Origin of the sequence: Geobacillus sp. (genome assembly GCF_017515625.1) — a bacterium.
GTDB lineage: Bacteria > Bacillota > Bacilli > Bacillales > Anoxybacillaceae > Geobacillus > Geobacillus stearothermophilus.
In genome coordinates, this window is the sequence record NZ_JAFWFM010000213.1 from 23,066 (window position 1) to 35,981 (window position 12,916).

The window sequence follows — 12,916 nt, forward strand, 5'->3', positions numbered from 1 at the left end:
TCAACCGCCTCCTACAAAATGAACAATTTCGACGCGGTCGCCGTCCGCCAACGCCGTCACCGCGTATTCATGCTTTTGAATAATGCGAACATTGACTTCGACAATGGCCAGCTTTTGATCAAGTCGAAAATGGGCGAGCAAATCGCTGACCGTTTTCACTTCGTCCGGCACGGCAACGTTCTCGCCATTAATGACTAAATTCATTCAACCCCCACCTTTTCTTCCGCGTGACGCGTTAATGAAAACGGTGACAAGTCAAACGCCGGCTCTTTCCGCTCTACTAGGTCGGCAAGCAGCCGGCCGGTGAGCGGGCTAAGCAAAATGCCGTTCCGGTAATGGCCGGCAGCGACAAATATCCCGCGCCGCTTTGGATGCTCGCCGATATAGGGCAAACCGTCTTTCGTTTGCGGTCGGATACCGCTCCATGCCTTCACCCATTCTGCCTGTTCGACATCTGGAAGCACACGGGCGGCACGGCGAAGCAGGCTCATCACCCCCGCGATTGACACGCGCCGGTCGTACGTCCCCGGCGTGGACGTCGCACCGATCAGCAGCCGGTTGCCGCGCTTCGGCACGATGTAACAGCCATTTTTCGCAAACACCGTCATTTGCACGAGCGGGGTTGGCGTACGCACCATGATGCATTCCCCCTTGACCGGGAATACAAAAAGCGGCAGCTCGAGCGCGGCCCCCAGACGCGCCGCCCAGGCGCCCGAGGCGATCACGACAGCGGCAGCAGCGAAAGTTCCGCTCGCTGTTTCCACGGTATGCCCGCCAACATCCGAACGAATGTCAAACACTTCCGTATGCTCATACAAATGCGCACCGGCGGAGACAGCGGCTGAAACAAGAGCGGCAGCCAAATCCGGGGCGCTCACTTGCCCGTCTCCGGGAATGTACATGGCGCCGGCCAGCGCCTCGCCCGCAAGACGCGGCTCCAGCTTAAGCGCTTCTTCTGTCGCCAGCCAGTGAACTGTCTCACCCATTTCCTTCCAAAATGTATAATGGTGGTGCAACTCCTCCGCTTCTTCCGCATTCGTCGCAACTTTGAGCATTCCTTTTTCGACAAGTCCGATGTCAATACCGGTTCTCTCCCGCAATTCCGCAGCGAGCGCCAGCACGAGCGCCCGGCTTTGCAGGGCGAGCGGGATGAGCGGACTCGGCGCGGCGAACTCCGATTGCGCCCCCAGCATACCGGCCGCCGCGCTTGACGCTTCGCCGGTCATTGTTCCTTTTTCGAAAATCGCCACGCGGTGCCGCCGTTTGGCGAGCTCAAAAGCTGTCGCCGCCCCGATCACCCCACCGCCGACAACGACGACATCATAATGTGCCCCCATTTTTCCTCTCCCCTTTCACGATTTGCGCCAAACGTCTTGCTTCCACAACCGGATCAGGCGCTAAAAAGACAGCCGATAACACCGCCACTCCCGCGGCACCGGCCTCCATCACCCGGCAGGCGTTGCCGGCATGAATGCCGCCGATCGCAATAACCGGGATGCAGACGGACGCGGCCATCTCCCGCAACGAATCGATGCTGCGCGGCGGCAATCCAGGCTTGCTGGCAGTCGGAAACATATGGCCGTACAGGCAAAAGTGAGCGCCGTCCTCTTCCGCCTGCTTCGCCTCCGTCAGGCTGTGCACGGAACAGCCGACTGTCAAGTCCGGAAACGAACGGCGGACGGCACGCACCGGCAAGCTGTGAGACGCGATCTGCACCCCGCCGACACCGTAGACGGCCGCGACGTCAACACGGTCATTGACGATGATTTTTTGCGGCGGCACCCCGGTGTAAAGCAGCGCGGTGACAAACTCGGCCACTTCGCGCGCCGTTTTTTCTTTCTCGCGAATGTGAATGGCATCCGCATACGGATGGATACGCGCACAAATGGCCGCGAATTCGTCGGCTGTTTGCCGCCCGGTGGAAATGAAGTGAAGAGCCCCCATCACAATCCCTTTCTTTCTGCCTACCTTACATCATGGACTGAAATATACGGGTAATGGACGCCCGCATAATAAGCGGCAACCAACAACGCAACGGTCAAGACGACAAACCAAATATCGCATTTGCCAAACTTGATTTCATAATAAAACGTACGCTGGCCGCTGTTGGAAAATTGTTTCGCCTCCATCGCCACGGCGATGCGCTGGGCGCGGCGGATGCTTTGTGCCAAAAGCGGGATGGCATAACGCTTCACTTTGCCAAGGCCGCCGCGGTTTGGCACGCCGCGCACTCTCAGCGCATACCGGACCGTTTGAAACTCCTCAATCATGATCGGCAGCAGGCGGACCGCCGCCAAAAAACTGTACGCATACTTCGGTTTCAGCTTCAATTGCTGCATGAGCGAATAAAACAGCTGCACCGGCCGAGTCGTCAAGGAAAAAATCAAGCCTAACAGCCCGAGCGACAAGGCGCGAAATCCGAGATGCATGCCGCGCCAAAAGCTTTCCGCTGTTACGTGGATGAGCCCCCAGCGAAACCACGTTGTCGTCCCTTCGCCAAACATCATCATCGATGAAGCAGTGGAAACAAAGATCAGGAAAAACGGCAAAAACAGCCAAACAAGCAGCTTTGCTGGATACCCGGTGCCGAAGCAAAACAAAACGAACAGGGCGAGCGACAAATTGATGAGCACGTTCGGGTTATGAATGAACAACACCGCAAAAAAGAGCATGACGAGCACAATGAGCTTCAAACTCGGGTTCGCTTCATAAAGCCATGTCTCACGGCGCTGAATGTCCCAGTTCATCGCCATGTTCCTCCTTCAGCCAATACAGTCTCCACAGCAGCGAGGCGCTCATCGCGAACAAGCGCTCCGTCTTCCACCACCCATCGTCTCGTCGCAAAACGACGGACAATTTGTTCGTCGTGGGTGACCATGATGATCGCCGCCCCTTGCCTTCGGTATGACTCCAACATCGCCAACAACGCAAACGTGTTTTTCGCATCCTGTCCAAATGTCGGCTCATCAAGCAAAAAGAGGCGTTGACCGGCGACGATCGAAGCAGCCACGCTCAACCGCCGTTTTTGCCCGACTGACAGCTGGTACGGATGCACTTCTTCCTTTCCGTCAAGGCCAAACGCGCTGAGCAGGCGGGTGACCGTCTCATTGATTTCCTCTTCAGATCGCCCCTCAAGCCGCAGCGAATACGCCAGTTCATCGCGCACAGTATGGGTGACAAATTGAAATTCGGGATTTTGAAACACGAACGCGATATGGCGGTAAAGCGGCTGCCGGAGCTCGATATCCTCCCCGAACAATGTATATTCGCCTTCGGTGCGAATCAGTTGCATCAACCCATGCAAAAGCGTGCTTTTGCCCGCGCCGTTTCGGCCGGTGACGGCGATCCATTCTCCCGCCCGCACAACCGCCTCCGGTACGCTGATTTTCACCTCCCGGCCGCGAAAGCCGCGGAAACGGTGAAGGCGGATCAGCTCCTCGCCTTCCTGCCTTTCCTCCCGGCGCACGATCGGTCCGCATTCCTCCCAAACGTCCGGGTGCCAAATGCCTTCCGCCGTCATGACGTCCTTATATCGGGAAAATACTTCCCTCGCTCCTCCATCGGCGATGATGCACCCGTCGCTGCCAAGCAACACAATCCGGTCGACGAAGTCAAGAACATGGTTGATTTTATGCTCGACGATGACGACCGTTTTGTCCCGGCTCACATCCCGCACCGCCTGCCATACGGCTTTCGTCCCTTCCTCATCGAGCAAAGCCGTCGGCTCATCCAAAAACAAAACATCCGGCTCAAGCGCAAGAACAGAAGCGAGCGCCAACCGCTGCTTCATCCCGCCGGAAAGCGTATGAATGTCGGTGTGCGGTTCGATCGCCAACCCGACTTGGTCCAACAGCAAGCGGATGCGGGCGGGCATCTCGCGGCGCGGCACACTTCGATTTTCGAGGGCAAACGCGATTTCCTCATCGGCATACGGCATGCAAAACTGCGTAACCGGATCTTGAAACACATATCCCCATCGTTCCGGCCGCTCAAGGCGCCCGGCTTTCATCGGCACGTCGATCGAGTGGGGAATGATGCCGGCCATCACTTGCAAAAGCGTCGACTTGCCGCATCCAGACGGGCCGAGGAGAAGCACTTTCTCCCCGGCAGCAACGGACAGCGACAAATCGCGGAACAATAAGTCGCTATGCCCTGGAAACTTCAGGCGCAGCTGTTCGATGACAATGGCTTGCTTCATCGGTCATTCCCCTTACCGGTTCAGCGCATCATAGTCCTCTTTGGAAACCGGCCGCCACATTTGCGTCACCCCGTTTTTCTCAAGCGCCTTGGCCAACGAAACGGCGAACACGCCGGAGATAAGAACGGCGCCGACAAAACGCGCCAGCAAAAAGAGCGCCATGTTCCACGGGGCGAGCGCCTCGATATATCCTTTGTAAAAGTCCATGATCAGCGAACCGACCGTCGCGCCGACGGCGCTGAGCGACACGACAAACACGTCAAACCGCCGATAGCGGAACGCCGCAAAGACAAGCTCGGCAAACAGCCCTTGTACAACCCCATAAATCAACACCTCAAGCCCCCACTGCGACCCCATCACCAACTCGCCCGATGAAGCCGCGATCTCGGCAAGCAGCGCCACCCCCGGTTTGTGGATTAGCAAATACGCAAGCGACGACGCGATAAACCACATGCCATAAATCAGTTGATCGGCATGAAACCCGAATACTTTCACCACTTCATACAACGGCCCCCACACTTTGTAAATGACGCCGAACACAACGGCAATGACAATCGTCGTTAAAATATCGGCCAGTTTCAACCCTTTCGATGTTGTTCCCATGAAAACTCCTCCTTTCGTGTTGTCGCCGTTTCACCGGCTCTTCATGAGTTCGGCCGATGGCCACCGCTCCAGTCGGTACGCCATCTCCCAAAACTGATACTCATAGTCACTGCTGATCAAAAAATGCTGTTCCATCCGGCGCCGATCTTCCTCAGTCACGGCAGCGGTAATGGCGTCAAGCCGGTCGATCTGCTCCTCAACAAGCGAGCGAAACCAATCGGAGCTGTATGTACTGATCCACTTTTCATAAATCGGATCGTTCGGCCGGCACGTTTTCAGCCGCTCACCGATTTCGTAATACAGCCAATAGCACGGCAAAATCGCGGCAATGACATCGCCCAAATGCCCTTCATACGCCGCCCGGTACATATGCGATGTATACGCGTAAGCCGTCGGCGCCGGCATGAACGCAGCCCGTTCCTCTTCGGTGATGCCAAGCAGTCCGGCAAACGTTTCATGAAGCGACAATTCCGCTTCGCATGTGCTTTGGGCATGGTGCGCCAGCCGGGCCGTCGTCGCCAAATCCGGCGATTTCGCCGCCCCGATCGCCTGCACACGGGCAAAATGGCGCAAATAGTACGCATCTTGCATGACATAATAGCGGAATTTTGCGCGATCCAACGTTCCTTCGCCAAGCTCTTTGACAAACGGGTGACGGAAACTCGCCTGCCAGATCGGATCAGCCGCCTGGCGCACGCGCCTTGCAAACGACATTCGTATTCCCCCTTTTTCCAAAATAAAAGCGCCGCCTTCTTTACCGATTCGCGTAAAGAAGGCGGCGCGAGCATACAGATTTTCCAATGCGGCCAAAGCCGGCCTGCAGCTCCTCCACTTCCCTACGCTGGCATTACCCAGATCAGGTGCTAAGGGTCTCAAAGTCACACTTTGATCTCAGCCTGTTTACAGGCCCCCCTAGTGGATGTCTGATTGTGATGAAATTTTCTTTACATTTATCATATCACGGCCGCATCGGTTGTCAACCTTTTTTTTCGGCTGTCATTGCGCCGCGCTCCGCAATTCGCTATGATAAAAGCGCAACGATTGATTACCGGATGGGAGTTGGAACTGATGGCGAAAGTGATCTTGAAGCGGCAACGAAAAAAACGGCTCGAACAAGGCCATCCGTGGATTTTTCAGAGCGAAGTCGACCGTATCGAGGGTGACATCACACCGGGAGATTTTGTCGATGTCTATAACCATCAAGGGTACTGGTTGGCGAAAGGCTACATCAATCCAGCCTCGCAAATCATCGTCCGGGTGTTGACGCAAAACCCGGATGACGAGCTCGATGAGCGGTTTTTCATTGAGCGCATCCGCCGCGCTTGGGCGTATCGCGAACGGATGCTCCCGGGCGTCCGTTCATGCCGCGCCGTCTACGGCGAGGCCGATTTTCTGCCGGGGCTCATCGTCGATAAATATGAGGACGTGCTTGTGGTGCAAATTTTGGCGCTCGGGATGGAAGTGCACAAAGAGTGGATTTTGCGCGGCTTGCTTGACGTGTTCGCTCCAAGGGCCATTTATTTGCGCAACGATGTGTCCGTGCGGGAGCTTGAGGGTCTCAAACAGGAAAAAGGGTTTTGGTACGGGGAAGCGGAGACGGAGATGGAAATCGAGGAGAACGGCGTGAAATACATTGTCGACATTGAAAACGGGCAAAAAACCGGCTTTTTCTTCGACCAGCGGCAAAACCGCGCCGCCCTCCGCCCGCTCATCGGCCCGGAGACGACGGTGCTTGATTGTTTCACCCATACCGGCTCATTTATGCTGAACGCCTGCCTGTACGGAGCGAAGCACGCCACCGCCGTCGACATTTCCGAGCATGCAATTGAGACGGCAAAACGAAATGCGGCCTTAAACGGATTCACAAATGTAGAATTTGTCGTCGCCAACGCATTCGATTACTTACGCGAAGCAGTGCGATCCGGCAAACAGTGGGATGTCGTCATCATCGACCCGCCGGCGTTCGCCAAATCGGCCCACGCGGTGCCAAAAGCGCTGCGCGGCTATAAAGACATCAATTTGAACGGGTTGAAACTCGTCAAAGACGGCGGCTTTTTCGTCACGTCGAGCTGTTCGTACCATGTTCGCCCGCACATGTTCCAAGAGATGATCGCCGATGCGGCGTTTGACGCCAAAAAAGTGCTCCGACAAGTGTACTGGAACGGCGCCGGCTATGACCACCCGAAACTGCTTGCCGCCAATGAAGGCGACTATTTAAAATTTGCCATCTACGAAGTGCACTCGCGGCGCTAAAGAAAAACGCTTAAGGACAAACCTTAAGCGTTTCTTTCTTGCCGCGGATGAAAAGGTTGTTCTTTGCGCAGCACGCTCAAGTAAACGAGCATCGAAACAAGCACCGAACCGGCGGCGGTTACATAAATGCTCGGATAGCCGAACCAGTGGCTGATTTGGCCAAACACCATCGCCCCGATGCCAACGCCTAAATCAAAAAAGGAGAAAAACGTTGCATTCGCCATTCCTTTCCGATGAACAGGGGCCCGCTCAACCGACCACGCCTGCAGCCCTGGCTGCACCATGCCAAAACCGAAGCCATACAATACTGCCGCCAAAAGCAGCGCCCATTCCCCCGGCAGCCAGGAGAGCAGCAGCATCGCAAGCAAAATGAGCCCCGCACCTGGGAGAAAGACAGCCCGATGCCCTTTCCGGTCATACAGCTGGCCGGCGAACGTGCGCGTCACCATCAGGGCGAGCGCATAAAGCAAAAAATACAGCTGCAAACCGCCGATCCCTTTTTGCGCCGTATATAGCGGCAAAAACGAAGCAATGCCGCCGAACGTCACCGTTAAAAAGAAGAGAAGCACGGACGGAACGAGCGCCGTTTTTTCGTAAAGGTCCCACTTGTTCGTCTCATAGCGCGGCCTTCCCTCCACTTTTTTATAGGTGATGGCCGCCGCAAACAATACGGAAGCAACGCCAAGCAGAGCGCAAATCAGAAACAAATGGCTAAACGGAATCATAGCGGCAAGCACAAGTCCAAGCGACGGACCGAAAGCGAGGGCGATGTTTCCTGACAATCCGTAATAACCCATTCCCTCCCCGCGGCGGCTGGCCGGAATGATGTCCGTCGCCACCGTTCCGGAAGCGGTTGTCGAAAACCCCCAGCCAATTCCTTGGACGACGCGCATCAAAAAGAGAAGAAGCATGCTGGTGATGACACTGTACGAACCGACCGAAACGACAAAAATGAGCAGCCCAAGCAAAAAGACAAACCGCCGTCCCCGCGTCTCAAGCGCATGGCCGGCAAACGGACGGACGAGAAGTGCGGAAAAAGTGAAAATCCCGACGACAAGGCCGATGAGCTGGTCGTTGCCGCCTAAGTGTTCGACAAACAGCGGCAGTGTCGGCAGCGTCATTTGAAATCCAAGAAAAATGAAAAAGTTGGCCAAGCAAATCAAAATAAAATTGCGCGTCCAAATTTTTTCTTTCTGTTCCGCAACAACTTGCCTTTGTTGCGCATTCATACCGATCCCCCTTGTACGATATATATTTCGTGTCCCTTAATATTTGTCAGTATAGCATAACTGTATGTTTTCGTTTAACAAAAATGTTTGTCCAGCACGTTTTTTGAAAAAAGCCGCGCAAAGGCGGCTTTTCTCCGGAGCGAGCCTATATATCGGCCGCCCCAAGCGGTGCGGCCGATCGAGTAAAAAAAGCCGCCAATCGGCGGCTTTTTACCATCCTTTCCGTTTCCGCAATGACACAATTTGCGCCGTATGATGCCTGCCATGCCATGCATACAGCGCGGTCAATACGTACAGCGGCATCGGCCGCAACGCTCCTTCCGGTTGGATGAGGCGATGAAAATCGGCTTCTGTCATCGACTCGAGCAGCGTCGTCCACCGTGCATGCAGTCCGTCAAGCAATAAAAGCGACGGTTCAATGGGCAGCGAGCAAGCATCGGCCGTTTTCGCCCATTCGCTTTCCGCAAACGGCTTCACCGTTGGGTCGTCTTCCGTCACTCCCCATTTCGTGCGCAAAAACGCGTTCATGCTTGCATCGGCCAAATGGTGGACGACTTGGGCCACCGTCCAGCCGCCGTCGCGGTACGGCGTGTTGAGCTGCTCATCGTTTAAGCCGAAAACAGCGGCCCTTAAGTCGTTCGGCAGCCCGCGGATGGCAGCAATCCACTCTTGCACCTTCCCATCCTCAAACTGCTGCGGCGCTTGAAACGTTCCGATCGGGTAGCGAATCGGATCGACCGTCCCCGTGTTGATCATCTCCCTTCCGTATTCATTCCACACAGAAAGGCAAATTCCTTCTTATTCTTTCCAGATGTATACGCGCGCCTCGTACGGTTTCAGCTTAAAACGCGTCGCATTTTTATGCGGACGGACCGGGTAGTTCGAGAGCGCCAAATCGCTTGACTGAAGGCGGAAGCCGTCATAGCGGTAAAGTGACGGGCGGTCCGACAAGTTGACGACTACAAGCGCGCGATCACGTCCGAGCGTTCTTGTGTACGCGTAAATGGATGGGTGGTTTTCCAAAAGCAGATCGTACGTTCCGTAAACAAACAGCTCATTCGCTTTCCGAAGCTGAATCATTTGTCGATAAAACGACCATACCGAGTTCGGGTCGCGCCGCTCGGCCTCGACATTGATCGTACGATAGTTTTCGTTCACCTTGATCCATGGCGTACCTGTCGTGAATCCAGCGTTTGGGGCATCAGACCATTGCATCGGGGTGCGCGAGTTGTCGCGCCCGGTTTGCCAAATGATCTTCATCACTTCCTCATGGGTCCGCCCCTTCGCCCGTTCGAGTTCATACAGGCGAAGAGCGGACACATCACGATAATCACGGATGTCATCGAACCGCACGTTCGTCATCCCGATCTCTTGCCCCTGATAAATGAACGGCGTCCCTTGCATGAAAAAGTAGAGCGCGCCGAGCGCCTTGGCGCTTTCCGCCCAATAGTCGCGGTCATTGCCCCACGTCGAAACGGAGCGGGGCAAATCGTGGTTTTCAAAAAACAACGCATTCCACCCGCGGTTTTCAAGCCCTTTTTGCCATTTCGTCAACGTCCGCTTTAGGCGGCGGACATCGATGGAACCATCCGCACTCCTTTCCCATAGCCCTAGATGCTCAAACTGAAAAATCATATTGAACACGCCGTTTTCTTCCCCGACCCATTGTTCGGCCTCATCAACCGTTACTCCGTTCGCCTCGCCGACCGTCATAATGTCATATCGCGCAAACGTTCGCTCTTTCAACTCTCTTAAATATTCCATAATGCCAGGCTGGTTCATATGACCGGCAAACGACGGTACATACTTCAGCCCCTTCGGGTTTGGCAAATCGGGAAGACCCGGCTTTTTCTTAATGTGGGAGATCGCGTCGATACGAAAGCCGTCGATACCTTTATCCAGCCACCAGTTGACCATCTCATAAAGCGCCTGGCGCACCTCACTGTTTTCCCAGTTCAAGTCGGGCTGTTTGACATCAAAAATATGCAGATAATATTGACCCGTCCGCTCATCATACTGCCACGCCGAGCCGCCGAAAATGCTTTCCCAGTTGTTCGGTTCGCGCCCGTCTTTGCCGTCACGCCAAATGTACCAGTCGCGCTTCGGATTGTCGCGCGATGACCGCGATTCGATAAACCACGGATGCTCATCACTCGTATGGTTGATGACCAAATCCAAAATGACTTTCAACCCGCGCCGATGGGCTTGGGCAAGCAATTCATCGAAGTCATCCATCGTTCCAAACTCATCCATAATGGCATAATAATCGCTGATGTCATATCCGTTATCGGCGTTCGGCGACCGGTAAATTGGACAAATCCAAACGATGTCGACTCCAAGCTCCACCAAATAATCCAGCTTTTCGATGATGCCGCGAAGATCGCCGATGCCGTCGCCGTTGGCATCCATAAAGCTGCGCGGATAAATTTGATAGGCGACGCCCTCTTTCCACCATGTTTTTTTCAAGGCTTCCTCCCCCTTTGTGCACACGTTTTCACTATCCACTGTACACTACATGACGGAAATATACAACTCTCTTTTTTCAAGACTAGCGAAAAAATGATTGATGAACCCGTGGTGCTAGTTGAGTCTTAACGCTCAACTAGCCCAAGAACAACAAGGGAGTAAGCCAGTAAAATACCATCCAGTGCCGTTTCAAATCCAGAAACCGAGTTCGCTCGAATCTCGGTGATCCGATACGAATCGACTAAAATCGAAAACACGGTTTCAACACTTTGCGTTTTCGTTTCATCCACTGTTTCCATGCGTCCGATTGGCGAATTCGCTGATTTTTTCGAACGGGCGTCCAAAAAGCGACTCGATGCTCTTCGTACAGCTTCTTTTGCAGCGTTTGGCTGATATACCCTTGTCACCTAGGTTATATGGATGTGGAATTTGCATCATGACGGTTTCAGCGGCCACCCGATCGTGACAAGACGCTTCAGTGACGACATATCCCATCGGAAGCCCTTGGTCGGTGACCTGCAGATGAAGTTTCAACCCATAGAAAGCGATCTTTTTCGAAGCACAATAGCCAATATCCGCAATTCCACGAAACCGTTTGGCGCGATACATTCGGGATGAATGACACAGCTCGATCGGCAAACTGTCCACGATCGCATACGCATGGTGTTGTCCACGCTTGGCCAGCTGGTGCCGCATCCACTTGATCGCAAAGCCAAGCGCTCGGCAGCGACGGTTGTATCGAGAACGTTCAGGGAACAAGTCCTTGGAAAACAAATTCCCGATCACAAACCGATGCCAAGCCCGTTCGGAAGTGAAGCCTAACAACTTTCCAAGGACATGGACGGCGATGATGACCTCGCCCTTCTGTTTCAACAAATGAAGATTTCGACGTTGAAGATGAATCTGGATACTCGATAGTTGAGCTGATACAAAACACAAAATCGATACATATTGTTTTTGAAGTTTGGCTCGATCTGTTCTTAAAATTTATGGTGGACTATGAAGAATATCTCTAGTATTCCATATATAGCTGCTCATTCTGGGAATTTTCTTGAATTTTGGGAAAAATAACAAGAGAAGTGAAAACGAACAGCTTACTTCCGTTTTGTTGTTTGCCAAAAAAGTTCATGTTATAAAGAAAAGGAAAGCGTTATCAAAAAATTTGAGAAGAAGGAGTGAGTGGGCATGATGCAAAAAATTCAGCGGTTTGGTGCAGCTATGTTTGTACCGGTGTTGCTTTTTCCGTTCGCTGGTATAGTCGTTGGCTTGACCATCTTGTTTAAAAATCCTGATATCATGGGATCCATTGCTGATCCGAACGGAATGTGGTACAAGTTTTGGACGGTAGTAGAAGAGGGTGGATGGACGGTCTTCCGACAAATGCCGTTATTGTTTGTTATAGGCATTCCGATTGCGTTGGCAAAAAAGGCCCATGCGAGAGCTTGTATGGAAGCGATTGTTACTTATTTAACATTCAACTATTTTATTAACGCTATATTGACTCTTTGGGGAGATAAATTTGGTGTAGATTTCAGCCAGGAAGCTGGCGGAGTTAGCGGTTTGACAATGATTGCGGGAATCAAAACATTAGATACGAGCATTATTGGAGCGATCGTTATATCTTCTATTGTTGTAGCGCTTCATAACCGCTTCTTCGATACGAAGCTTCCAGATTTCCTTGGCATTTTTCAAGGTTCATCATTTGTGGTGATTATTGCGTTCCTTGTGATGCTTCCAGTTGCTTTAATAACAGCCTATATTTGGCCAATCGTACAACATGGCATTGCATCTTTACAAGGATTTTTGGCAAGCTCAGGAGTGCTTGGGGTTTGGTTGTATACATTTTTAGAGCGCTTACTTATTCCAACAGGGCTGCATCACTTCATCTACGGTCCATTTGTCTTTGGCCCTGCGGTTGTTGAAGGAGGAATCGCTAAGTATTGGATCGAGCATTTACCAGAATACGCAACATCTGCGCATTCTTTAAAGGAAATGTTCCCGCAAGGCGGATTTGCATTGCATGGGATGTCTAAAATCTTTGGCATTCCAGGTATTGCATTAGCGATGTATGTTACTGCAAAGCCAGAAAAAAGAAAACAGGTTGCAGGGCTATTAATCTCTGCCGCTTTAACGGCTGTTATTGCTGGAGTTACAGAACCAATTGAAT

General features: G+C 53.1%; 12 protein-coding genes, 1 pseudogene and 1 riboswitch. Of the genes and pseudogenes, 2 read left to right on the top strand and 11 right to left on the bottom strand.

Features of this window, described 5'->3' with window-relative positions; translation table 11 throughout:
* The 7 genes from thiS to tenA are packed head-to-tail and all read right to left on the bottom strand — an operon-like array spanning position 1 to position 5,515.
* Positions 1–204: a sulfur carrier protein ThiS gene (gene thiS, locus IKE44_RS12435; RefSeq protein WP_033011052.1), complete on the bottom strand. Its 204-nt coding sequence runs from the start codon at positions 202–204 to the stop codon at positions 1–3.
* Complete coding sequence (thiO, locus tag IKE44_RS12440) at positions 201–1,337, bottom strand: glycine oxidase ThiO (RefSeq protein ID WP_287466059.1); 1,137 nt, start codon at positions 1,335–1,337, stop codon at positions 201–203. The genes thiS and thiO overlap by 4 nt, the downstream gene beginning before the upstream one ends.
* Positions 1,321–1,944, bottom strand: a complete 624-nt coding sequence (gene tenI / locus IKE44_RS12445) for a thiazole tautomerase TenI (protein WP_033013861.1) — start codon at positions 1,942–1,944, stop codon at positions 1,321–1,323. The genes thiO and tenI overlap by 17 nt, the downstream gene beginning before the upstream one ends.
* A 20-nt stretch (positions 1,945–1,964) precedes the next feature.
* Entirely contained in the window at positions 1,965–2,747 is a 783-nt protein-coding gene (locus IKE44_RS12450; protein WP_033013862.1) for an energy-coupling factor transporter transmembrane component T family protein, read from the bottom strand.
* Positions 2,744–4,198 carry an ABC transporter ATP-binding protein gene (locus IKE44_RS12455; RefSeq protein WP_287466061.1) on the bottom strand — a complete coding sequence of 485 codons (1,455 nt, stop codon included), beginning with the start codon at positions 4,196–4,198 and terminating at the stop codon, positions 2,744–2,746. The genes IKE44_RS12450 and IKE44_RS12455 overlap by 4 nt, the downstream gene beginning before the upstream one ends.
* A 12-nt stretch (positions 4,199–4,210) precedes the next feature.
* Positions 4,211–4,801, bottom strand: coding sequence for an ECF transporter S component (locus IKE44_RS12460; protein WP_287466063.1), 591 nt, complete (start codon positions 4,799–4,801; stop codon positions 4,211–4,213).
* 30 nt (positions 4,802–4,831) lie between these two features.
* A complete protein-coding gene (gene tenA, locus IKE44_RS12465; RefSeq protein ID WP_049624770.1) occupies positions 4,832–5,515 on the bottom strand; it encodes a thiaminase II in 684 nt (227 codons plus the stop codon).
* 102 nt (positions 5,516–5,617) lie between these two features.
* A riboswitch (TPP riboswitch) is annotated at positions 5,618–5,725 on the bottom strand.
* 144 nt (positions 5,726–5,869) lie between these two features.
* Here tenA and IKE44_RS12470 point away from each other — a divergent pair.
* Positions 5,870–7,054, top strand: a complete 1,185-nt coding sequence (locus IKE44_RS12470; protein WP_033013866.1) for a class I SAM-dependent rRNA methyltransferase — start codon at positions 5,870–5,872, stop codon at positions 7,052–7,054.
* A gap of 23 nt (positions 7,055–7,077) precedes the next feature.
* On the opposite strand, the gene IKE44_RS12475 is transcribed toward IKE44_RS12470, so the two are convergent.
* From IKE44_RS12475 to IKE44_RS12490, 4 genes and pseudogenes are all read right to left on the bottom strand, one after another.
* Positions 7,078–8,283, bottom strand: coding sequence for an MFS transporter (locus IKE44_RS12475; protein ID WP_033013867.1), 1,206 nt, complete (start codon positions 8,281–8,283; stop codon positions 7,078–7,080).
* Between the two features lie 210 nt (positions 8,284–8,493).
* A complete protein-coding gene (locus IKE44_RS12480; protein WP_033013895.1) occupies positions 8,494–9,039 on the bottom strand; it encodes a YfiT family bacillithiol transferase in 546 nt (181 codons plus the stop codon).
* A gap of 42 nt (positions 9,040–9,081) precedes the next feature.
* Entirely contained in the window at positions 9,082–10,749 is a 1,668-nt protein-coding gene (locus tag IKE44_RS12485; protein ID WP_287466066.1) for a glycoside hydrolase family 13 protein, read from the bottom strand.
* A gap of 125 nt (positions 10,750–10,874) precedes the next feature.
* Positions 10,875–11,736 (bottom strand): annotated as a pseudogene (locus tag IKE44_RS12490) (IS982 family transposase).
* A gap of 198 nt (positions 11,737–11,934) precedes the next feature.
* Between IKE44_RS12490 and IKE44_RS12495 the strand changes: the two are divergent.
* On the top strand, positions 11,935–12,916 hold a 982-nt coding region (locus tag IKE44_RS12495), incomplete at its 3' end, for a PTS transporter subunit EIIC (RefSeq protein ID WP_287466067.1).

Bases quoted from the DNA above. Each gene is read 5' to 3' on its own strand.
- thiS (WP_033011052.1), bottom strand. From the start codon at position 204: ATGAATTTAGTCATTAATGGCGAGAACGTTGCCGTGCCGGACGAAGTG.
- thiO (WP_287466059.1), bottom strand. From the start codon at position 1,337: ATGGGGGCACATTATGATGTCGTCGTTGTCGGCGGTGGGGTGATCGGG.
- tenI (WP_033013861.1), bottom strand. From the start codon at position 1,944: ATGGGGGCTCTTCACTTCATTTCCACCGGGCGGCAAACAGCCGACGAA.
- IKE44_RS12450 (WP_033013862.1), bottom strand. From the start codon at position 2,747: ATGAACTGGGACATTCAGCGCCGTGAGACATGGCTTTATGAAGCGAAC.
- IKE44_RS12455 (WP_287466061.1), bottom strand. From the start codon at position 4,198: ATGAAGCAAGCCATTGTCATCGAACAGCTGCGCCTGAAGTTTCCAGGG.
- IKE44_RS12460 (WP_287466063.1), bottom strand. From the start codon at position 4,801: ATGGGAACAACATCGAAAGGGTTGAAACTGGCCGATATTTTAACGACG.
- tenA (WP_049624770.1), bottom strand. From the start codon at position 5,515: ATGTCGTTTGCAAGGCGCGTGCGCCAGGCGGCTGATCCGATCTGGCAG.
- IKE44_RS12470 (WP_033013866.1), top strand. From the start codon at position 5,870: ATGGCGAAAGTGATCTTGAAGCGGCAACGAAAAAAACGGCTCGAACAA.
- IKE44_RS12475 (WP_033013867.1), bottom strand. From the start codon at position 8,283: ATGAATGCGCAACAAAGGCAAGTTGTTGCGGAACAGAAAGAAAAAATT.
- IKE44_RS12480 (WP_033013895.1), bottom strand. From the start codon at position 9,039: ATGATCAACACGGGGACGGTCGATCCGATTCGCTACCCGATCGGAACG.